Here is a 20,810-nt window from a genome sequence, read left to right as displayed (position 1 = left end):
TTTCGTGGTGGGATGGTGCAACCGGCGGGCGCCCGTGGGCGGGCCCCGCCGGTTGCCGCCTGACGCGCCAGGGTCCCGCGCCGGGCGAAGCGGGGCGTGGGGACGCGACCGGGCTAGGCCAGCGCGTCCTTCAAGATGAACTTGCCTCCCTGGACCACCAGGATTTGGAAGCCACCGCTGCTCAGCGTGTGCTCCGGAGTGAACTTCAACGGCCCGGAGAAGATCTGGAATCCGTCGATGCCCGCCAGCGCCTTGATGACCGCGTCTCCGCCGGTGCCCTTGGCCTGCGTCATGGCCTCGGCCGCCACGCGGACTGCATCATAGGACTGGGTGGAGTACGGTCCCGGCGCACTGCCAAACGCCTTGGTGTAGTTGGCAATCCAGGTCTCGGCACCCTTGATGGTGTCAGGGGTCTGCGTCATCGTGGCGAAGACGCCCTCGGCGTTGGCCGCACCGGCAATCTTCACCAGCGACGGGTCCACGCTGCCGTCCGCCACCATGATCTTGCCCTTGTAGCCGGCGGCCTTGAGCTGGTTGATGATCAGCCCGCCTTCCTGGTAGTAGCCTGTCCAATACAGCATGTCCGGGTTGGCGCCCATAATGTCGTGCACGGCGGAGGAGTAGTCGCTCTCACCGGCGGTGACCGAGGTGGCCAGCGCGACCTTCACGGTGCCGTCGGCCTGCAGGTCCTTCTTGGTTTCGGTGGCAATGTCCTTGGAATAGCTGGTGTTGTCATCCACCAGGGCCACGCTCTTCACGCCGTCCTTGGCCATGAACTTCACGGCGGCGGCCGCCTGCTGCGAGCCGGTGCCGTTGATCATGAACACATTGGGCAGTTTCTGGTTCACCAGCTCCTGCGAGTTGGCGGCAGGAATGATCATCGGGATGTTGGCCTTGGCAAAGATGGGAAGGGTGGGGAGCGTGGCGCCGGAGCAATAGCCGCCGACGGAGATAACGGCGCCATTGGACACCGCCTTGTTCGCCGCGGCCGCAGCCTGGGTCGGATCACAGGCTCCGTCTTCCAGGTCCAGGGAGAGTTGGCGGCCCAACACCCCGCCCTTGGCATTGATCTCGTCGACGGCCATTTGCATGCCGTTCTTCATGTACACACCAGTGGGTGCACTGGAGCCGGACATCGGAATGACTGCTGCGATCTTGATGGGGCCGGAATCGGCGGTTTTGTCGCCTCCGCCTCCGAGGATTCCGCCGCAACCGGTGGTGGCCAGCATGGCTGCCGCCACTGCGCCGACGGCAAGTGCCTTGGGAATTCGAAGTTTCATTGCCTGCATCTCCTTTGACGTGACAATATGCCGGATGGGTCCGTGTTCCATTGACCCACGCACGGCACTTGTAAGGTAAATCACACTGCGCATGTGAGTAAAATATGACATGTCACGCTTTGGCTGTCAACAGCTTTGGGGCTCCCCGGCGCAATCGAGACCCGAGCGATACATTCCCCGGAGCCAGGGCAACTGCGTGCCGGTCAGTGCATAAACCGCGGCCCGGAATTTGATTTCACCGGCAACTTTAGACGGGCATCTTCCGGGCTGCGATGCCGCATGGGTAGTTCTCCCCATCGACCCCATCGCGGTTGCCGGATAGTTTCATTACAAGGGCTTCGACGGATGCCAGGCATCCCGAGAATCGCCCATAAATAAGCAGGAACAGGCCACCATGTCCGCGCCCCCAGATTCGCGGACCGGGCCTGTCGGCCCGGTGTGCCCACCCCCCCGCACCGGGCCTTTCCGCGTTTAAGGCCTAAACTCCTAGCCATGGCCCCTGGATTGATGGACGCAGCGTATTTCAGGCACACTGGCGGCGCCGGTGCGATCAAATTCGGCAAGCTGCCCGTTCCTGGGCTGCCGGAGACCGGCAGGGTGCTGGTGCGCGTGGCGGCGACGGCGGTAAACCACGTGGACACCCATGTGCGCAGCGGCGCGTTCGCCACGGAGCTCTCCTTCCCCCAGATAATTGGCCGGGACCTGGCGGGCACGGTCGAGCAGGTCGGGCCCGGCGGAACGGCGGGGTTCCTGATGGGGGACCTCGTATGGTCAAACTCCATGGGCTTCGACGGCAGGCCGGGGGCGGGGGCGGAATTCGCCGTCGTGCCGGCCGAAAGGCTCTACAGCCTGCCGGTGGGCGTCGACCCCGTGGAGGCGGCGGCCGCGCTCCATTCCGGTGCCACGGCCTGGCTGGCACTGCACCGGCATGCCCGGGTCCAGGCCGGTGAAACCGTGTTCGTGGGCGGCGGCGCCGGCCAGCTCGGCTCCGCCCTCGTGGTCCAGGCTGTCCGGGCCGGGGCCCGGGTGATCACCTCCTCAAGCGCGGCCGACACCGGCTACTGCCGCAGCATGGGGGCCGAGGTCGCCCTGGACTACCGCTCCGCAGGGTTGGCAGGGGAACTGGCGGATGCCGTCGGCACGCTGTCCGGTGGCCGCGGGCTCGATGTCCACATCGAAACGTCCGGCAGACACCATCTGGAGGCCGCCGTCGAGCTGCTGGCGCTGCGCGGCCGCATCATCGCCCTGTCCGGGATGGCGGCCACCAACATGGTTCCGTTGGGCAGGCTTTACACGCGGGACGGCAGCATCCGCGGATTTGCCATCAGCAACGCCTCCGTTTCTGACCTCACCGACGCGGCACGGGCCGTCAACGTGCTCCTCTCGGCAGGTGCCCTGCAAGCCCGGCACATCACCAGGCTGCCGCTGCGTGACGCCGCGGCCGCCCATGCAGCGCTTGAAGCCGGCACGAACCGCGGCAAGCTGGTGCTCATCCCCTAGCGGATGTGGCCGCCGCGGATGCAGCTGGGGGTGGGGATTGCCGGGACTGGCCGGCCCGGGGGATGGGTACTTGTGCATGGGGAGGACGCCCCATCGACCCGGTTGCCGTACCGGGATAGGTTCGTATCAGTGGAGCAACCGGAAATCTCCGGGGCCGCGGATATCGCAAGATTACCTAGAACATAAGGATGTGCATCATGGCTGGTTTGATTGGAAACAACCCCGAGGACATGGCAGATTTGGCCAACAAGATCGGCCACGCCGTGGACCAGATCCAGCAGCTGACCTCCACCCTGGACGGCAAGGCCACCTCCGTGCAGTGGCAGGGCCCGGACGCGGACCGCTTCAAGCACACCGACTGGCCCACGTACAAGACCCAGCTGAACAAGGTCGCCCAGAGCCTGGCGCAGGTCCAGCACAACGTGAACAAGCAAAAGCAGGAACAGATCTCCACCTCCGCACACTAAGACGCGGAACACGAAGGCAGGCCCGGCGCGAAGCAATCGCACCGGGCCTGCCTTGTGTCCCGGGCGGCCGAGTTTGCGCCCTCTGCTGCCGAGGATGTTTACCCAGCGCGCGGCCGGGCCGCACCACTGTGCGCCGCCGGGCCACCTTCAGCGCATGAGTACAAGCGGCAAAAAGACCTCGTCGACGATGCTGAGGATGGCCTCCTCCGGGACGGCCCGCAGGGTCATCAGGACCTCTTGCCGCAGGAGGTCGAACGGCAAGGCAGCGATGCGCGGTGTCAGCCGGGCGGGGTCCACCTCACCGCGGTCCACCGCGCGGCGATACACGGCGTCGATGGCCAAGGGCCGGCTGCCCAACAGCTGGCGGCGCAAGTCGGCCGGGGTCGTTCCCGTCTCGCTGTAATAGCCCCCCATCTGCACGCTGAACAATGCCATGAAGGCCATCCGGGTCTCGTTGGCCGCATTCATGAGTTCAAGGACATCCCCGCGCAGGCACCCGGTATCCGGCGCCACACGGACTTCCTGCGCATCGCGGTGGCGAATGGCGGCGACAACCAGCTCTTCACGGCTGGGCCAGCGCCGGTACAGGACGGGGCGGCTCGTGCCGGCACGTTCAGCCACCGCGTCGATGGTGAATGAGGCGTAGCCGCCCTCGACAAGCTGGTCCCACGCCGCACCGAGGAGGGCATCCTCCAGCACCTTTCCGCGACGGCGCCGGGGCTCTGGCAATTCTCTTGGATCCACTTGCGTATCTTATCGCAGGCGCCTAGCCTTGTTTTTAAGATACAACAATGTATCTAATATGGAGGGCGTGATGGCCACAAAACAACCCAGGGAACACCTTGACCCGAAGGTGCGCAAAATCGCGATGGTGCTCATTGTCGGCGCCATGGCGGTCATCTTCGACACGACGATTGTGAGCGTGGCCCTGCACACCCTCGCCGCCGCACTGCACGCCACCGTCGCCGAGATCCAGTGGGTGAGCACCGGCTACCTGCTGGCGCTCGGCGTCACGGTCCCCCTGGCCGGCTGGGCGCAGCACCGCTTTGGCGGCCGGCGCGTGTGGATGTTCGCGCTGGCCGTTTTCCTGATCGGCTCGGTTGCCTCAAGCCTGGCATGGAGCGCCCCCAGCCTGATCGCCTTTCGGGTTGTCCAGGGGCTCGGCGGGGGCCTGATGCTGCCCCTCATGTCCACGCTTGTCATGCAGGCCGCCGCAGGAAAGGCGCTGGGGCGCACGATGAGCCTGGTCGGCCTGCCGGCGGTCCTCGGCCCGGTGCTCGGTCCCGTGCTGGGCGGGGCAATCCTCAACTGGCTCGACTGGCGCTGGATGTTTTGGGTCAACGTGCCCTTCTGCGTGGTGGGCATTGCCCTGGCGTGGCGGTTGCTGCCGCATGACAGCCCGGACGAGCATCCGAAGCTGGACATCCTGGGCTGGGCGTTGCTGCTGCCCCGGCCTGGCAGGCCTGCTGTACGGACTTTCCAACGCCAGCGGAGCCAGCGGCTTCGGCCGCTTCGACGCGATCGTTCCGGCACTTGTCGGCGCGATCCTGGTCGCCTTGTTTGTCGTCCACTCGGCCCGGCGCTCCGGCAGCGCCCTCGTCGATGTGCGCCTGCTCCGCCGCCGGCCGGTGGCCTCCGCTTCGGCCCTGCTGTTCCTTTCGGGTGCCGCCCTGTACGGTGCCATGCTCCTGCTGCCCTTGTACTGGCAGGAGGTCCGCGGGGCCGACGCCCTGACGGCCGGCCTTATGTTGGTGCCGCAGGGCATCGGGACCCTCTTTAGCCGGACCCTGGCCGGACGCCTGACGGACAGCATCGGTGCCAAGGTGGTCACGTGCGTCGGATTCGCCACCGTGGGCCTGGCCACGATCCCCTTTGCCCTGGCCACGCCCAGCTCCAGCGACTGGCTGCTCATGGCCGCACTCCTGGTGCGCGGCTTCGGCCTGGGCGCCGTGACGATCCCGCTCATGACCGTGGCGTTCATTGGCCTGGAACGCACTGACGTTCCGCATGCGAGCATCCTGACCCGCATCGCCCAGCAAATCGGCGGCTCGTTCGGAGTTGCCGTGCTGGCCGTGATCCTGCAGGCCTTCATCACGGCCAACGGCACCGGCGCCGCGGCCTTGGCGGCCGCCTTTGACCAGGCCTTCTGGTGGGCCGTGGGCTTCACCGTCGTCGCGGTCGCGGTGTCGCTTGCCTTGCCGGGACGGGCCGCCGTGTCGCCCAAGCAGCCGGAAACAGTGGCCGCCACGGGTGACCGCTGACCACTTCCCTAAATTGAGTGGGCAGTAGTGGCGGATGGTTTCGAAAAACACTGGCCACTACTGCCCACTCGATGCACCGCGATGCCAGTGTGACGCTAGCGCCGGCCGCGCTTTTGTGCCCGGGCTTTGCCGCCGGGGCGCCCGCCCCCGCGCAACGTGGGACCGCCCTTTCCGGCTGCGCTCTTGCCCTTGGCACCGCCGGCGCCCGGCGTCGTACTTTTTGCAGCACCCTTGGCACCCTTCTTGGGGGCCGCATCCTGCTTGGCCTGCACAGACGGCTGGCGCGAGCTGTTCCTCCCGCGCCCGCGCACCACGCCGATGAATTCCTCGATGACGGCGTCAAAGCCGTCCGGGAGGGGCACGTCGGACTGGAGCCAGGCCAGGCCGATCCCGGATTCCGGGATGCCCGTCACCACGCGCGCCCGCAGCGCCTTGCGGTTGAAGTGGCGGGCCACGGACATGGGCAAAATCAAGATGCCCAGGCCGGCCTCCACCAGGTCCAGGGCCTCCTCCGCGGAAGCCATTTCCGGCAGCGGTTTGCGCGTGCCTTCACGGATTTCGGTGGAGGTGTCCCGCCAGGCGGGGAAGTCGTCGGGGTCCGCCAGCAGGTACTCGTCGGCCAGTTCCTCGACGGCGATTTCCTCAAACGCGGCGATCGGATGGTCCTTGGGCGCCACCACCACTGACAGCTCAGTATAGAGCGGAATGACGTTCAGGCCGGCCTTGTCCACGGGCAGCCGGACAAAGGCCATGTCCGCCTCGCCAGCGCGCACGGCGTCGAGCTGGCGGGATTCCGCCACGGGGTGTGACTGGAGGGCCACATCCGGCATGCGTTCCTCCCAGCGGTGGATCCACTTCCCGGGGGTCACTCCCGGGACAAAGGTCACTGTAAGTTCGCGGGTTTCAGGCACTTGTTTACCCTAACGCACTGCATCCCCTGGGGCACTGTGCCGGCACCGGTACCGGTACCCTTGAACCATGACCATTGAACCGTCGCCCCAAGCCATGAAGTCCGCCACCGCGGCCAAGAAGCTGGGCATCCACCTGCCCGCCGCCCCCGCGGAATTTCAAGAAAGCGCGATCATCCGGGAGGATTTCAAGGTTTTGCAGGAGAATCCGCCGGCCTGGTTGGAGGAGCTGCGCCGCAACGGCCCGCACCCGCGCCAGGTGGTGGCCCAGAAGCTGAACATTTCCATTGGCGGCCTGAACCGCTCGGACATTACTGAGCCGCTCACGACGGCGGAGATCACCGCGCTGCTCCAGGCTCCCCCGGCGTGGCTGGTGGAGGAACGCGCCGTGCACGCCAAGGCCCGTGCCGAAGCGAAGCTGGCCAAGGAGCGCGAGGCGGCCCGCCGCCCGAAGAGCTGACACCGGGTTCACGGTACCTGCCATCCGAAGCAAAGCCCGGGTTACGGGTTGTAGACCTGGCTGGTGCGGCTGAGGACCTGGCCCCTGAAGAACTCCGGGTGGCGCCAGTTCATGATCAGCATCAACACGGCTCCGAGCAGGATCACGCCGATACCCAGGATGAACACCAGGCCCAGCCCGCCAATGTTGGAGCCGGAACCGTAGGACGGATCCATGGAGTCGTAGGCGGTCTTGAAGAACATGACCAGCAGGATCACCCCGCCAATGAGCGGGGCCAGCCACTTGAACAGGAAGTTCCGCACGCCGTGGAAGGCCTCGGCGCGGAAGTACCAGACACAGGCCAGCGCCGTGACGCCGTAGTAGAAGCAGATCATCATGCCCAGGGCGGTGATGGTGTCCCACAGGGCGTTCTCCGACAGGGTCCGGGTGATGATGTAAAACCCGGCGGCGGCAATGGCTGCTGCGATGGTGGCGTAACTGGGTGACTTGTGGGTGGGGCTGATCTTGCTGAAGCTGCCGGGCAGTGCCTTGTAGTGGCCCATGGACAGCAGCGTCCTTGCCGGGGAGACAAACGTCGACTGCAGGGACGCGGCCGAGGAGCTGAGGATGGCCAGCGACATCAGGATGGCGAACGGACCCATGACGGGGCCGGCCAGCACGGCGAAAATACTGCCCTGGTTCTCCGGGTTTCCGGCGCCCAGCCCCGTGGTGCCAATGCCCGCAAAGGACAGCGTTGCCAGCGAAACAACCATGTAGATGATCACAATCACCACCACCGTGACGGTGGCCGCGCGGCCGGGCGTCTTCTCCGGGTTCTTTGTTTCCTCATTCATGGTCAGCGTGACGTCCCAGCCCCAGAAGATGAAGATGGACAGCGAGACGCCCGCAGCGAACTGCGAGAAGGACCCCACGGCGAAGGGGTTGAACCAGTCCGCCGAGATGACGGTGGCGTCAAAGGCCGTGCCGTTGGCCACGTGGGCAAACGCCGCAATGGCGAACCAGCCCAGCACCAGCAGCTGGAACGCCACCAGAATGTACTGGAACGCCTTGGTGGTTTCCATCCCGCGGTAGGAGATCCAGCATGCCCCGGCGATGAACACCAGCGTGGTGGCGATGTTCAGCGGCAGCACGCGGGTGAGGTCCGCCAGCGACGGGTTGGAGAAGATCTGCGCCAGCATCAGGTAGAAAAAGTCCACCGCCACGGCCGCCAGGTTGGACAGCACAATGATGGTGGCCGCAATCAGGCCCCACCCGCCCATCCAGCCCAGCCAGGGGCCAAAGGCACGCGTCACCCAGGTAAAGGAGGTGCCGGCGTCGGGCATGGCATTGTTCAGTTCCCGGTAGCCCAGCGCCACCAGCAGCATGGGGATGAAGCCAACCAGGAAGATCGCCGGCAGGTGCACGCCCACCTCGGACACCGTGGGGCCCAGGGCAGCGGTCAGCGTATAGGCGGGCGCGATGCAGGAAATGCCGATCACGACGGCGCCGATCAGGCCGACGGATCCGGCCTTCAGGCCCTTCTCGCTCAGGCCGTGGTCGCCCGTGGCGTTCTTGACAATCTTGGGGGTAGTCATTTGCTCACCTCTGTGGGTCCGGCGGCGTCAACGACGGGGACCTGGGTTGTGTGGAAAAGCTCGTCGGATTGGAACTCATGGTTGCGGGGCACCACAATCATGGGGACCGGGAGCGCGCGCAGGATGCGGTTGGCGGTGGCGCCGAGGAAGATCGACTTGTTGTGGGCCAGCCTGCTGGAGCCGATCAGCAGCAGCTCCCCGGCCTTCCAGTTCAGGCGGTCCACTGCGTCTTCGATGGTGCGGCCGCGTCCAACCACGACGTCGATGTCGAGTTTGTCCAGAGACGCCGGGTCCACGCCCCGGCTGGCCTGGGCGACGGCGCTCAGGTGGTTCCTGGCGTCATCAACGGTGGCACCGGCGTCGTCCGCGCCAAGCGCCACGAGCGAGACCAGGCGCAGCGGCAGGGGCCGGCGCCTGGCCATGGCGATGCCGGTGCGCAGCACGTCCTCGGCGCCGGCCCGGGTCCCCAGCGCACATGTCAGGCGGGTGATGGGCTTGGTGCGGCTGTACCCGGTCGGGGCCAGGACCACCGGCACCGTGGACGCGTGCAGCAGGGCGCCGGCCACCGAGCCGATGGAGAACCGCTTGAACGGCCCCGTGCTGCTGGCCCCGATGACCAGCATGGCCGCGTCCAGTTCGACGGCGGCGCTGATGAGGGCCTCCGCCTCCGATTCGCCGCGGCGGATGTGCGCCTTGGCGGGCACGTCCGCCGGGACCAGGGCCAGGCCCTCGTCCAGCCAGGCCGCCAACTGCCCGGCCAGGATGGACTCAAAGCCCGACTCGGGCGGGTAGGCGCCGTTGTACGGCGAGTCCTCCGGCAGCACCATGACCAGGTCAAGGGAGGCACCCTGGCTGCGTGCCAGTGCCACCGCCAGGTTGACCGCGTCGCCGCCCCGGGCGTTGGCCGTGTATCCGACTACGAAACGCATAAGTGTCCTCCTTGGACGTCTTTGTCATGATCATGCCGGGTGAATCCGCCGCAACCGGATCGCGACTGCGGCGTTCCAATGGCGAGGTGGTGGACCGGTGTTTCCGTAGGTCGCGTAAAGGAGACGCCAAAGGCCGCCCGCGGCCGACGCGTCGGATAGCGACCGAGGGAATGCCGGTCCACCACCACGAGTCCTACGCCAGGTCCGCGATCAGCTTCGCGGCGGTGAACTGGCCCATGCGGACGGCGCCGTCCACGTGCTGGTAGCCCTCGGCCGCCAGGTCGGAACAGGACCAGTGGATGGGGCCAACGGGCGTGAGCTGGTCGGGGCCGTAGCGGTGCAGGCCGCCGAGGTCGTAGCTGGCGGCGTAGGCGCCGCGGGTCCATTCCTCGGTGCCCCAGTCGGATTCGTAGTAGACCACGGGCTCCAGGGCGGCGTCGCCCAGGAACTCGGCGAGCGAGGCCGTGATTTCCTTCTTGCGCTGCTCGGGCGACAGGGTGAACGCGTAGTCGGCCTTTTCGTCGGAGATGAAGCCGACCAGGGTGCCGCGGGGATCCTGGAAGTTCGTGTTGTCGTAGACCTCCTGAACCAGCGAGGATGCACTGAAGCCGGTGCCGGAGAGCCCGTCTTCGCGCCAGAACGGGGTTTCGTAGACGGCGTGGACCTTAATGACGAAGCCCAGGGACTGGTGCTGGTGCATCTGGTGCTGGCGGCGCGGCAGCGGCGGGTCGAACGAGACGCGGCTGTACAGGTTCGGCGGCACGGCCATGACCACGCGCTTGGCGGTGACGGTGGCGTTGTCGCTGACCACGGTGGCGAGCCAGCCGCCGTCGGCCTCTTCCCAGCGGACGGTGCGGGCCGGTGAATTGAGGATCACGTCGGCGCCGAGCTTCTCCGCGATGGCCAGGGATACGCCCTGCATGCCCCCCACCACGCGCTTGTCGAGGATGAAGTTGTCGTCCACGAGGTTGGTGAAGGAGCCGGCGGAGGATGCCATGAAGACGGCCTGCAGTGCCGAGAATGCGTGGGCGGGCTTGGTGAGCATGCCGCCGGCGATGAACAGGCCGATGTTGTTGCAGGCCTCCTCGTCGGTGGACTGCGTGCGCAGCCAGTGGTGGAAGGAGATGGTGTCCAGTTCGCGGGCCGCCGGATGGTCCCAGGGCTTTTCCGGGTCCATGAGCGCTGCGAGGTCGTCCATCGTGTCGATGAGCTTGTTCATCTCGGCTTGCGTGTCCGGTGCGACCGGGAACATCTCGCCGGTGTAGCGGGTGCGGGTGCCATCCGGGGCAACGTAGACGCTGTCGCCGTCGCGGTAGCGGGAATAGGTGTCCAGACCCAGCTCCTCGAGCAGGCCGATCAGGGCGGTCTGGTCCGGGGAGACCCACTGGCCGCCGATTTCCAGCCAGGCGCCGTCGATCGTGTTGGACCAGGTGCGCCCGCCCACGCGGTCCCGCGCCTCGATGACGGCCACTGAGAGGCCGGCCTTGGTCAGTTCATGCGCCGCCGTCAGCCCGGACGGACCGGCCCCGATGATGACGACGTCGCGCTGCAAAATTTCTGTGGTGCCCATGTTTCCCTCTCCCGTGACCGGCTGGTGAGCCGTTTCACTAAATGAATGACGTTCATTTACAATATACTGTAATCGACGTCACCCCGAAAGGTAAACGGGTGCGGGAAAATAATTTGCGCCGGTCGGCTCACCGGCAACGAAGGGGAGCGTGCAGTGTCCGAAAGTGCAGTGTCCGGGAAGCCAGCGCCAATGCCGCCGGTGCCGGTAAAGGGTGTCGGCACCAAAACCGCACCACGCCGGGCCGGCCGGCCCCCGCGCGCCCTGCTGGGCCATGCGCAGATCACCCGGGCGGCACTGCGGCTGGTGACGCGCGACGGCTACAAGGCCCTCACCATGTCCGGGCTCGCCAAGTCGCTGAATGTGGCGCCGTCGGCCCTGTACAACCACGTCAGTTCCAAGCAGGACGTGCTGCTGCTGGTCGAGGACGCCCTCATGGGCAGGGTGGACGTTTCGGCATTCACCGAGAGGCCGTGGGAGGAGGCGGTCCGGCTGTGGGCGCATTCGTACCGGGACGTCTTCTCAGCTCATCTGCCGCTGATCCCCGTCATTGCGCTGCTGCCCGTGACCAATGCGCCGCAGACCATCACGATGTACGAGGCCGTGACGGACGGCTTCCTGCGGGCAGGCTGGCCGCAGGAGCGAATCATCAACGCGATCGTGGCGCTTGAGTCGTTTGTCTTCGGCTCCGCGTACGACGTGAATGCCCCCGGGGATATCTTTGCCACCGGTGAGCTGGAGGACGCGGCGCCCCACTTCACGGCCGCCGTCGCCCGGCGCGGGAATCCGGCAGGGCACAACGACGCCGACGCCGCCTTCGCGCTGGGCCTGGACGCCATGGTGGCCGGGCTGGCGGCGACGCTGGCGTCCGCCACGCGCTGACATACGCCGACGGCGTGCCAAGCCAGCGGCGGCGTGGGAAATTTACTACGCCGTGGACAGCTTGGCACGCCCCCGCGCGTGCTGACGCGCCGTCCACACCGGGAGAATGACTAGCCATGGCGCCGGCGAATCCCTAGGCTGAACTTCGACACCATTTCGAGCAACGCCTCAAGGGAGAACACCATGGGTTTCAGCATCGGCAACGCCGCACTCCGGCTGGCAACGGGAGCCTTCATCCTCAATTCCGGCATCGGCAAGCTCCATCTGGACCCTGAGCACGCGGCCGGGCTGCAGGGCGCAGCGGCCCGCGTCATCCCGCAGGCCGCGGCCCTGGAGCCGGCCCAGTTCGGGAAGTACCTCAGCGCCGCGGAGATCGGCCTGGGCACCTTCATTCTCACCCCCTTCATCCCCTCCCGGCTGGCGGGCCTGGCCCTCGCCGCGTTTTCCGGCGGCCTCTTCGCCACGTACCTGAAGTCCCCCGGCATGACCGAGGCGGACGGCGTCCGCCCCACAGCCGCCGGCACGGCCATGGCCAAGGACATTTGGATGGTCGGGATTGCCATTGCGTTGATCTTCCACCGCAAGCGCAAGTAAAGGGGGCACTGGCCACACCACCACTTCAATGGCATCCTAGGCATAGGCCGCCATAGGTCTCATCCATCGTGTAGCGCGGCCGCACCTTGGAGGAGAAGACATGGAACCCATTGGACACCAGACGGGTCGGTTGGCCGCGTTTGATTCACTGCGCAGCAACGTGGCCGGCACCCTTTACGAAGCCGGCGACCCCGGCTATGCCGAGCTGGCCACCCCGTGGAACGTTGCGGTGCGCACCAGCCCGGCCGCAGTTCTCGAGGCAGCCACCGCCGACGACGTCGTCCAGGCCGTCCGGTTCGCAGCCGCCAACGGGCTGGCTGTCGCCGTGCAGGCCACGGGGCACGGGATCGCCAGCGACCTGGACGGCGCCCTGCTGGTCCATACGCGGCAATTGGCCGGGTGCACCGTCGACCCTGGCGGCTGGGCGCGCACCGGCGCGGGCGTCACCTGGAAAACCGTGCTTGCGGCCTGCGCGGACCACGGGCTCGCCGGGTTGTGCGGTTCGTCCCCCGGCGTCAGCGTGGCCGGATACACCAGCGGCGGCGGGATCGGCCCCGTGGCGCGGACCTTCGGAGCGGCTTCCGACCGGGTGCGCTCCTTCGACGTCGTCACCGGCGACGGCCGCCTCCGCCACGTCACCGCGAAATCCGAGCCGGACCTCTTCTGGGGGCTGCGCGGGGGAAAATCGTCCCTGGGCATCATCACGACCACTGAATTCAGCCTGCTCCCCCTGCCTTATATTTACGCCGGCGCCCTGTTCTTCGGCACGGACTCGGTCGCGGACGTCACTGCCGCCTGGTCCCAGTGGTGCCCCACACTTCCTCCGGAGGCCACCACATCGCTGGGCCTCATGCAGCTCCCGCCCATGCCCGGGGTTCCCGAACCGCTGGCCGGAAAGTTCACCGTCGCGGTTCGGTATGTGTACACCGGCAACGCGGACGACGGCGCGCGCTGGCTTGCGCCGATGCGCGCGGCCGGGGCGCCCCTCATCGATGCGGTGCAAACGATGCCCTATTCAATGATCGGTTTGGTGCACTCCGATCCCGAGGACGCGATGCCCGCCTCCGAGGCCTCCTGCCTGTTGACGGACTTCTCCGCCGACGCCGCCGAAACCTTGGTGGGTGCCGTAGGCCCGGAAACCGGCTCACCTCAATTGCTCGTGGAAGTGCGCCAGTTCGGCGGTGCCCTGTCCGCCGAACCTGAGATCGCCAGCGCCCTCTGCCACCGTGACGCCGCCTTTGGCCTGTACAGCGTGGGCGTGGCGGCACCACCGGAACTGCCCGCCGTGGCCGACCACGCCGCGGGCGTCCAGTCGGCCATGAACGCGTGGCAATTCGGGGCAAGCCTGCCGAACTTCTCAGCGGGCGGCGGCGCCGCCGGTTTCGCCGCCAGCTACACACCGGACGTGCTTGCCAGGCTGTCCGGGCTCGCCGCCCACTATGACCCCGATTCGCTGTTCAGGCTGGGCCAGGTGCCCGCACGGTAAACTGGGAGCGCCCGCCCGGCGCATCAGCCGCCACCACCCTTTTCAGGAGCGCCGCTTTGCCCACCCAGCCCACGCCAGCCGCGGCACGACAACTGGCGCGGGCCGGCGTCGTCCTCCACAAGGGCCGCCTGACACTCCTCAATGACACGCTGACGCAGGAGCAGGCCACCGTGGCGGACCTGCTGGCCGTCCGCGCCGCACTCGATGCGTACGCCATCCCCTATTTATTGGTCCGGGGCAACCGGGCACACCCCGTGCTGGCGGTGGACAGGTCCCACCGTCACGCCCTGAAAAATGCCCTGGTCCGGGCCTTCGCCGACGAGCCGTTTTACGCCCGCAGCATCGACACGAAGAAGGTCACGCTGCTGGTGGCCGACGGCAAGCTGGCACAGGAGTCGAAAACGCGAATCCTGCGCCTGTTCCGGCCGCGCGTGGAACCGGCCGGCGGGCTGTATTTCGGGGCCGCCGCCGGCGTCCAGCTGGAACTGTGGAACCCCGGGAAGGGGCGGATCAAGCTTCCCGTGGAGAACTCCCTGACCCGCCGGAGCGTATGGGTTCAGGATGTCCGGCGCGGCACCGTCGAACTCCACGGCAAGTCCTGGCCCACCATCGAGGACATGTTTTCCAGCCACGCCTTTGACGTCCCGTTCACGGTGGACATCGTCTTTAGCTGGGTGGACGGCAGCTCCCCGGAGTACCGGGCAGCCCGCCAGGAGCAGGAAGCCGGCGCCGTGCTTGGCGAAGGTGACGCACATGAGTCCCGCTACCGCCAGATCGATGAACTGAAATATGCCCTGCGCTCCATTTATATGTTTGCGCCGTGGATCAGCACCATTTACATCGCGACGGACTCCCCCGCCCCGGCCTGGCTGGCGGAGCATCACCGGGTTCGCATTGTGCGCAGCAGCGAGCACTTTGCGGACCCGTCCGTCCTCCCCACCCACAATTCCATGGCCGTGGAATCCCAGCTGCACCGCATCGAGGGCCTGGCCGAGCACTTCCTGTATTCCAACGACGACATGTTTTTTGGCCGGCCCGTTGGCCCGGACATGTTTTTCACCCCGGGCGGGATCACCCGCTTCATGGTCTCCCCGAACAGGATCGGCCTTGGCGAGCGTTCCGTGGAGCGCAGCGGCTTTGAAAATTCCGCCAGGGTCAACCGGCGGCTCCTGCAGGACAGGTTTGGCCGCGTGGCCACCCGGCACCTGGAACACTCGGCGGCACCGTTCCGCAAGTCGGTGATGGCGGAGCTGGAGGCCGCGTTCCCCCAGGAATTTGCCGCCACCGCGGCCAGCCGGTTCCGGGCGGCGGAGAACATTTCGGTGACAAATTCGCTGTACCACTACTACGCCCTGTTCACCGGCCGCGCCGTCATGCACGCCGACGGCAAGGGCGTCTACGTAGACACCACCACACCCAAGGGGCTGGATTCGCTGGAGCGGATCCTGGCGGGCAGAAACGCCGATTTCCTGTGCCTGAACGACGGCAGCAATCCCCAGGTGGATGCCACCGAACGCCGCGAACGTCTCACGGACTTCCTGGAAAAGTACTTCCCCATCAAGGCGCCCTGGGAAAAATAGGCCCTAACGCCAGGCGCATCCACCCTCGGCTGCGCGCGGGCGCTAATCCGTGGCGGCCGGGTCCACCGGCGCCGGTCCCGTCTGTGCTGGGTCCACGGGGGCGGGATCCGCCGGACCAAGTCCCAGGGCCGCCAGGATCAGCTGTTCGGGGCTTTCAGCGGTGGAAGCGGCAGTTCCGGCGGAACCGGCAACGGCTTCCCGGTTGCTGGCGGACACTGCCTCCACCACCTCGCTGCGGTGGATGCTGACGTCCCGGGGCGCGTCGATGCCGATGCGCACCCCCTCGCCGCGGCCGCCGTCGAGGATGGTCACCGTGATGTTCCCGCCGATGATGATCGTCTCGCCGATCTTGCGTGTCAATACCAGCATGGCGTTCCTTCCATGGATGTGCTGATGGGGTGAATCCTAAAAAATGGGCGACGTTGCCTGGTAGCCATCCACCCAGCCGAGCGGATAGCCCAGCTCATTGACGGTCTCCGGGGTGGCTGTGTCGGCCGATCCAAGCACCGCCAGGGCATCGGGCACCGCATGCCAGGACACCTGCCGGACCCAGGTCTGGGTGTCATCCGGCTTGTGGGCGGCGTCCACCACGAGCCACAGCTGGTCGGGACGCAACGAGGCGAGTGCCGACGGGCTTGAGGACCCCCTTGCGCCCACACTGAATGCTATCAACAGCGGCTTGCCGTCAACGGCCGCCAGGGCCTGCACCTTTTCCACCTCGGGGCTGTCGATGAGGACGTGGCCGACCCCGTTCGACCGGTAGTCGCCAGAGGTCCGCAGCTCGACCCCGCCCTCAAGCGCGCCGGCCATGGTCCAGGCCGTGCGCAGCGGCTGGTCGCGCAGCCCCACCAACACCACCAGGTCCCCGGGCACCGTGGACAGTTGCGGTACTCCCGTCCCGGCATCCGGCAACCCGGCATCCACCACGTCGGAGTCCAACACTCCGGCGCCCGGAACGCCGGCGTCCGGCACCGCCGCAGCCAGTGCGTGCCTGCCGGGCCCGTCGCCAATCCGTTCGGCCATCCGGCCCAGGATGGCGTCAAAGTCGGGTTTCTGCGTGGACACCACCATGGCGCGGGGGGAGGAGCCGGCGTCGTCCCCGTCATCGGCATCCGCCAGCAAATCGGCCAGGCCGCGCCGCGTGGAGGCGGGCCGGCGGAAGGCCCGCTCCGCCGCGGACCTGCCCCGGTACGTGGCCGCCGGGTTCGACGCCGGCCCCCCGTCCACCTCAACCGTCACTTCAAAGGAGGTGGTGGCCCCGATGCCGAACACCCCGCCCGTCTGGACGCGCTCGGCCCGGATGATCCGGGCCCGTGAGCCGTACGTGTCAAAGAGCTGCCAGCGCAGGCCCTCCATGGTGTGTCCCCTAAGCTGAAATCGACTGGACACTGCGCACCACCCCTACGGTATCGATGGTGGGATTTCCGGCGGTCGCCTCCGTGTAGGAAAGCACGGGAAGTCCCTTGACGCGCCCGGATACGAGCCGCCACACGGCCGGACGAAGTGCCGGGGCGCAGACCAGGACGGGGCTGTGGCCGGCGGTCTCCGCGGCGGCGAAGGACTCCGTCACGGACACCAGGAACGCCTCCATCCGGGACGGGTCCACCACAATCTGGGTGCCGAGCTCGGACGGGCGCAGGCCCTCCAGCAGGGACTGTTCCAGGGAGGGGTCGATCATCAGCACGGCCAGCGAACCGCCATCGAGGTACCTGTCCACGATGACGGGGCCCAGCGCGGTCCGGGCCGACTCGACGAGCGGCTCCGGTTCGGTGCCCTTTTTCGCCTGCAGCGACAGCGCCTCGTAAATCCGGGGAAGGTCGTTGATGGGCACCTGCTCCCCCAGCAGGCCCTGCAGGACGCGCTGGACCTCACCCAGGGACAGCATCCCGGGCACCAGTTCCTCCACGATCGACGGCGAGACTTCCTTCACCCCTTCGGTGAGCACGCGCACGTCCTCCCGGCTGAGCAGCCGGGCGGCGTTGGCGCTGACCACGGCGGAAAGATGGGTGATGAGCACGGACACGCGGTCGATCACGGTGGCACCGGCCATCTCGGCGCTGTGCCGCATTTCCGCCGGGATCCACTTGCCGGCCAGCCCAAACACCGGCTCCACAGTGGGGGTGCCCGGCAGGGACCCCAGCTGCTCGCCCAGCGCCAGCACCCGGCCGGCGGGGGCGGTCCCCCGCCCGGCCTCGACGCCGGCAATGCGGATCACGTAGGTGGACGGCGGCAGTTCCACATGGTCGCGGGTGCGCACCGGCGGCACCACCATGCCCATCTCCATGGCCACCTTGTGCCGCAGCGCCTTGATGCGGGCCAGGAGATCGTCGGCGGAGCCGGAAACCAGGTCCACCAGGTCGGTGGACAACTGGATCTCCAGCGCCTGAACCCGCATCCTCTCAATGATGTCCTCCGTGGTTTCGGCCTGCGGCGCCGGCACGGCCGCCACCACCGCCGCCGCAGCCGCAGCCGTGTCGGCCGCCCCGACCCGCTGGCCGATGAACAACAGGACTGCCCCGACAGCCAGGAACAGGAAGATCGGCATGCCGGGAATGACGGACATGATGATGGCCGCGGTCCCGGCCACCAGCAGCGCCGAGCGTGACTGCGTAAGCTGCTGGGCCGCCGTCGTGCCCATGTCCGAGGAGGCGTTGGAGCGGGTGACGATCATACCGGTGGCAACGGCCATCAACAGTGCGGGGATCTGCGTCACCAGGCCATCGCCGATGGACAGCAGCGAGTAGGTGTTCACGGCATCTGTGATGTCCATGCCGCGCTGGAGCATGCCGATGGCGATGCCGCCCACCAGGTTGATGATGATAATGATGATGCCGACAATGGCGTCGCCCTTGACGAACTTGGAGGCACCGTCCATGGCGCCGTAGAAGTCGGCCTCGGCGGAGACCTCCACGCGGCGCTCCTTGGCCTCAATGTCGGTGATCAGGCCCGCGTTGAGGTCGGCGTCGATGGCCATCTGCTTCCCGGGCATGGCGTCGAGGGTGAAGCGGGCGCCCACCTCGGCCACACGTTCGGCACCCTTGGTCACCACGACGAACTGGATGACGACCAGGATCAGGAAGATCACGCCGCCGATGATCAGGTTGCCACCCACCGTGACCTCGCCAAACGCCTGGATCACCGCTCCGGCGTGCGCCTGGCCCAGCACCAGGCGGGTGGAGGCCACGTTGAGCCCCAGCCGGAACAGCGTGGCCACCAGCAGGAGCGAAGGGAACACGGAAAAGTCCAGCGGCTTCTTCACGAACATGCTGTTCATCAGCACGAGCAGGGCGAAGACGATGCTGATGATCAGGAGGACGTCCAGCAGCACGGCAGGAATCGGCACCACCAGGAGCAGCACAATTCCCACCACCCCCATGGGGACGGCCAGCTTCGAGAAGTTGCGGTTCACGCGGGGATTCCTTTGTTCAGGGTGGTGCCGGCGGTGGCTGGGCTGTTTTTCTCGGGGCGGGGCGGGATGGCTGAACCGGCCGGCAGGATCCGGTGTGTGCCGGCTGCGGCCCCGCGTTTCTTCAGGGCCATGACAAACGCCAGCACGGCCGCCACCTGGTTGTAGAGTTCCACCGGGATCTCCGCGCCAAGTTCGCAGGAACCGTGCAGGGCCCGGGCCAGCGGGATGTCCCTGACCATGGGCACCTTCTTCGCCTCGGCCTCGGCCCGGATCCGGGCGGCCACCCGGTCCGCGCCCTTGGCGACCACGCGCGGGGCGGACTTTCCGGGCTCGTACCGCAGCGCGACCGCCACGTGCTCGGGGTTGACGAGGACGACGTCGGCCGTCCCCACCGCGCTCATCATGCGGTTGCGGGCCATGGCCAGCTGGCGCTGCCGCCGGGCCGACTTGATCAAGGGGTCCCCGTCGGTGGACTTGTTCTCATCCTTGACTTCCTTCTTGCTCATGCGGGTCTTCTTGCGGTTGCGCCGCGAGATGACAAAAACGTCAGCCACGGCCAGCAGCATGCCGGCGGCCACCGCGTACTGCACCAGCTGGACAACGCCGCCGCCCGCCGCGCCGAGCAGCTCGGAAATCTGCAGGCCGCCCGCCTGAAGGAGGGTCGGGATCAGGCCCTGGACCACGGTGTAGAGCACCAGCCCCACGACAGCCGTTTTTAGCAGCGCCTTCGCGCCGTTCCACAGCGCCTGGGTGCCCACCACGTTCTTGAGCCCCTTGAGCAGATCGAACTGCTCGAACTTTGGCTTGAACTTCTTGAAGTGGATGCCGCCCTGGATGGCCGCTGCCGCCGTCACGGCGGCGACGACGGTGAACAGCATGGGACCCAGAATGCCGGCGAGGGTGCCCAGCGCCGTCTCCAGGGCGCGCAGGGCCACCAGCGGATCGGGGTGCGCGGCCATCGAGGCGGCCGTGAACATCTGGTCCGCCAGGGCATTTGACGCGCGGCTGATGACGCCCGGAACCATGATGACGGCGGCACCGACCCCCACCCAGGCCGTCAGGTCCTGGGATCGGGACAGCTGGCCCTTTTCCCGGACCTCCTTCATCCGTTTGTCGGTGGCCTGCTCGGTCCGCTCGCCGGTCTCAGCCACGGGCTGCCGCCTTCGAAAGGTAGCCCAGGACCGTGGTGACCATGGCCGGCACCACGTGTCCGAGCCCCATGACAAGCAGGCCGCCCAGGGACAGGGTGAGCATGATCTTCAGCGGGAAGCCCATGGCAAAGGCGTTCAGCGCCGGTGCCACCCGGGTCAGCAGGCCCAGCCCGGCGTCGGCCAGGAACAAGACCACCAGCAGCGGGCCGGCTATTTGCACGGCGGCCAGGAACATGCCGGTGGTGGCGGTGGCGATCACCTGCGCGGGATGGGCCAGATCGAACCCCGCGCCGACGGGAATGGCGTCAAAGGACCGCGCCAGGCCGCCGATGATCAACTGGTATCCGTCCGAGGCGAACAGCAGCGCCAGGGCCGTCATCTGGAACAGCCGGGTGAACTGGGCGCCGTTGACCATGGACTGCGGGTCAAAGGCCTGGGCCATGGCGAAGCCGCCGAAGGTGTCCACCAGGGCGCCGGCCGTTTGGACCGCGGCGAACACCAGGTAGACCAGGAACCCCAACGCCGCTCCTGTGACCACCTCCAGCAGCAGCGAGATGAAAAACGGGCCGGTGTCACTGACGGCAGCGGGGACCGGAAGCCGTGCGGTCATTGCCAACGCCAGGCCCAGGGCCAGCATTCCCTTGATGCGCAGCGGGATCGCGTTGTAGGAGAACGGCGGGGCGATGACAATGAACGCCGTGATGCGCACTGCGGCGAGCAGGCAGGTTTCCAGCCAGGCGGAGTCGACGGGGATGGTCACGG

Annotated in this window: 19 protein-coding genes and 1 pseudogene; 9 read left to right on the top strand and 11 right to left on the bottom strand. The window is 67.2% G+C overall.

Annotated features, from left to right (window positions below):
• Window positions 1–113: 113 nt before the first annotated feature.
• Complete coding sequence (locus CVV68_RS12385) at window positions 114–1,280, bottom strand: branched-chain amino acid ABC transporter substrate-binding protein (protein ID WP_211320818.1); 1,167 nt, start codon at window positions 1,278–1,280, stop codon at window positions 114–116.
• Window positions 1,281–1,772: 492 nt separating this feature from the next.
• Between CVV68_RS12385 and CVV68_RS12380 the strand changes: the two genes are divergently transcribed.
• Complete coding sequence (locus CVV68_RS12380; RefSeq protein ID WP_211320817.1) at window positions 1,773–2,780, top strand: NADPH:quinone reductase; 1,008 nt, start codon at window positions 1,773–1,775, stop codon at window positions 2,778–2,780.
• A gap of 197 nt (window positions 2,781–2,977) precedes the next feature.
• Window positions 2,978–3,247 carry a WXG100 family type VII secretion target gene (locus CVV68_RS12375; protein ID WP_110501315.1) on the top strand — a complete coding sequence of 90 codons (270 nt, stop codon included), beginning with the start codon at window positions 2,978–2,980 and terminating at the stop codon, window positions 3,245–3,247.
• Between the two features lie 147 nt (window positions 3,248–3,394).
• On the opposite strand, the gene CVV68_RS12370 is transcribed toward CVV68_RS12375, so the two are convergent.
• Window positions 3,395–3,991, bottom strand: a complete 597-nt coding sequence (locus CVV68_RS12370; protein ID WP_110501314.1) for a TetR/AcrR family transcriptional regulator — start codon at window positions 3,989–3,991, stop codon at window positions 3,395–3,397.
• 58 nt (window positions 3,992–4,049) lie between these two features.
• Here CVV68_RS12370 and CVV68_RS24255 point away from each other — a divergent pair.
• A pseudogene (locus tag CVV68_RS24255) lies at window positions 4,050–4,619 on the top strand (MFS transporter); the annotation flags it as partial.
• Between the two features lie 19 nt (window positions 4,620–4,638).
• Window positions 4,639–5,508, top strand: a complete 870-nt coding sequence (locus CVV68_RS24250) for an MFS transporter (RefSeq protein WP_245933508.1) — start codon at window positions 4,639–4,641, stop codon at window positions 5,506–5,508.
• Window positions 5,509–5,603: 95 nt separating this feature from the next.
• On the opposite strand, the gene CVV68_RS12360 is transcribed toward CVV68_RS24250, so the two are convergent.
• Window positions 5,604–6,419, bottom strand: coding sequence for a substrate-binding domain-containing protein (locus CVV68_RS12360; protein WP_245933507.1), 816 nt, complete (start codon window positions 6,417–6,419; stop codon window positions 5,604–5,606).
• A 94-nt stretch (window positions 6,420–6,513) separates the two neighbouring features.
• Between CVV68_RS12360 and CVV68_RS12355 the strand changes: the two genes are divergently transcribed.
• Window positions 6,514–6,876, top strand: coding sequence for a DUF5997 family protein (locus CVV68_RS12355; RefSeq protein WP_438502637.1), 363 nt, complete (start codon window positions 6,514–6,516; stop codon window positions 6,874–6,876).
• Window positions 6,877–6,917: 41 nt separating this feature from the next.
• Here CVV68_RS12355 and CVV68_RS12350 read toward each other — a convergent pair whose 3' ends face one another.
• The 3 genes from CVV68_RS12350 to CVV68_RS12340 form a co-directional block, all read right to left on the bottom strand.
• Entirely contained in the window at window positions 6,918–8,450 is a 1,533-nt protein-coding gene (locus tag CVV68_RS12350; protein WP_110501311.1) for an APC family permease, read from the bottom strand.
• A complete protein-coding gene (locus CVV68_RS12345) occupies window positions 8,447–9,379 on the bottom strand; it encodes a universal stress protein (RefSeq protein WP_110501310.1) in 933 nt (310 codons plus the stop codon). Before CVV68_RS12345 ends, CVV68_RS12350 begins: the two co-directional genes overlap by 4 nt.
• Window positions 9,380–9,572: 193 nt before the next feature.
• Window positions 9,573–10,949, bottom strand: a complete 1,377-nt coding sequence (locus tag CVV68_RS12340; protein ID WP_110501309.1) for a flavin monoamine oxidase family protein — start codon at window positions 10,947–10,949, stop codon at window positions 9,573–9,575.
• Window positions 10,950–11,138: 189 nt separating this feature from the next.
• Here CVV68_RS12340 and CVV68_RS12335 point away from each other — a divergent pair, with 189 nt between their 5' ends.
• The 4 genes from CVV68_RS12335 to CVV68_RS12320 all read left to right on the top strand — a co-directional run bounded on the left by CVV68_RS12335 (window position 11,139) and on the right by CVV68_RS12320 (window position 15,488).
• A complete protein-coding gene (locus tag CVV68_RS12335; RefSeq protein WP_110501308.1) occupies window positions 11,139–11,828 on the top strand; it encodes a TetR/AcrR family transcriptional regulator in 690 nt (229 codons plus the stop codon).
• 183 nt (window positions 11,829–12,011) lie between these two features.
• On the top strand, window positions 12,012–12,422 hold the full coding sequence (locus CVV68_RS12330; protein WP_110501307.1) for a DoxX family membrane protein: 411 nt from the start codon (window positions 12,012–12,014) through the stop codon (window positions 12,420–12,422).
• A 100-nt stretch (window positions 12,423–12,522) separates the two neighbouring features.
• Window positions 12,523–13,908, top strand: a complete 1,386-nt coding sequence (locus CVV68_RS12325) for an FAD-binding oxidoreductase (protein ID WP_110501306.1) — start codon at window positions 12,523–12,525, stop codon at window positions 13,906–13,908.
• A 56-nt stretch (window positions 13,909–13,964) separates the two neighbouring features.
• Window positions 13,965–15,488: a stealth family protein gene (locus CVV68_RS12320; protein ID WP_110501305.1), complete on the top strand. Its 1,524-nt coding sequence runs from the start codon at window positions 13,965–13,967 to the stop codon at window positions 15,486–15,488.
• Window positions 15,489–15,530: 42 nt separating this feature from the next.
• Here the strand turns inward: CVV68_RS12320 and csrA are convergent, their stop codons facing one another.
• From csrA to CVV68_RS12295, 5 genes are read right to left on the bottom strand one after another with little or no spacing between them, the layout of a single operon-like run.
• Entirely contained in the window at window positions 15,531–15,857 is a 327-nt protein-coding gene (gene csrA / locus CVV68_RS12315) for a carbon storage regulator CsrA (protein ID WP_110501304.1), read from the bottom strand.
• Window positions 15,858–15,893: 36 nt separating this feature from the next.
• Window positions 15,894–16,877, bottom strand: coding sequence for a hypothetical protein (locus CVV68_RS12310; RefSeq protein WP_146238879.1), 984 nt, complete (start codon window positions 16,875–16,877; stop codon window positions 15,894–15,896).
• Window positions 16,855–18,897 carry a flagellar biosynthesis protein FlhA gene (locus tag CVV68_RS12305; protein ID WP_110501302.1) on the bottom strand — a complete coding sequence of 681 codons (2,043 nt, stop codon included), beginning with the start codon at window positions 18,895–18,897 and terminating at the stop codon, window positions 16,855–16,857. Before CVV68_RS12305 ends, CVV68_RS12310 begins: the two co-directional genes overlap by 23 nt.
• Window positions 18,894–20,048 (bottom strand): EscU/YscU/HrcU family type III secretion system export apparatus switch protein, encoded by a 1,155-nt coding sequence (locus CVV68_RS12300; RefSeq protein WP_110501301.1) that lies wholly within the window; start codon window positions 20,046–20,048, stop codon window positions 18,894–18,896. The genes CVV68_RS12305 and CVV68_RS12300 overlap by 4 nt, the downstream gene beginning before the upstream one ends.
• Window positions 20,041–20,808: a flagellar biosynthetic protein FliR gene (locus CVV68_RS12295; protein WP_110501300.1), complete on the bottom strand. Its 768-nt coding sequence runs from the start codon at window positions 20,806–20,808 to the stop codon at window positions 20,041–20,043. The genes CVV68_RS12300 and CVV68_RS12295 overlap by 8 nt, the downstream gene beginning before the upstream one ends.
• Between the last annotated feature and the right edge of the window lie 2 nt (window positions 20,809–20,810).

This window comes from Arthrobacter livingstonensis, assembly GCF_003219815.1.
Taxonomy (GTDB): Bacteria; Actinomycetota; Actinomycetes; order Actinomycetales; family Micrococcaceae; genus Specibacter; species Specibacter livingstonensis.
The sequence above is the reverse complement of the archived record's forward strand: the minus strand, read 5'-3'. Positions and strand labels throughout refer to the sequence as shown.

Excerpts from the sequence above, each read along its gene's own strand:
- CVV68_RS12385 (WP_211320818.1), bottom strand. The coding sequence starts at position 1,280 with ATGAAACTTCGAATTCCCAAGGCACTTGCCGTCGGCGCAGTGGCGGCA.
- CVV68_RS12380 (WP_211320817.1), top strand. The coding sequence starts at position 1,773 with ATGGCCCCTGGATTGATGGACGCAGCGTATTTCAGGCACACTGGCGGC.
- CVV68_RS12375 (WP_110501315.1), top strand. The coding sequence starts at position 2,978 with ATGGCTGGTTTGATTGGAAACAACCCCGAGGACATGGCAGATTTGGCC.
- CVV68_RS24250 (WP_245933508.1), top strand. The coding sequence starts at position 4,639 with ATGACAGCCCGGACGAGCATCCGAAGCTGGACATCCTGGGCTGGGCGT.
- CVV68_RS12355 (WP_438502637.1), top strand. The coding sequence starts at position 6,514 with ATGAAGTCCGCCACCGCGGCCAAGAAGCTGGGCATCCACCTGCCCGCC.
- CVV68_RS12350 (WP_110501311.1), bottom strand. The coding sequence starts at position 8,450 with ATGACTACCCCCAAGATTGTCAAGAACGCCACGGGCGACCACGGCCTG.
- CVV68_RS12345 (WP_110501310.1), bottom strand. The coding sequence starts at position 9,379 with ATGCGTTTCGTAGTCGGATACACGGCCAACGCCCGGGGCGGCGACGCG.
- CVV68_RS12340 (WP_110501309.1), bottom strand. The coding sequence starts at position 10,949 with ATGGGCACCACAGAAATTTTGCAGCGCGACGTCGTCATCATCGGGGCC.
- CVV68_RS12335 (WP_110501308.1), top strand. The coding sequence starts at position 11,139 with ATGCCGCCGGTGCCGGTAAAGGGTGTCGGCACCAAAACCGCACCACGC.
- CVV68_RS12330 (WP_110501307.1), top strand. The coding sequence starts at position 12,012 with ATGGGTTTCAGCATCGGCAACGCCGCACTCCGGCTGGCAACGGGAGCC.
- CVV68_RS12325 (WP_110501306.1), top strand. The coding sequence starts at position 12,523 with ATGGAACCCATTGGACACCAGACGGGTCGGTTGGCCGCGTTTGATTCA.
- csrA (WP_110501304.1), bottom strand. The coding sequence starts at position 15,857 with ATGCTGGTATTGACACGCAAGATCGGCGAGACGATCATCATCGGCGGG.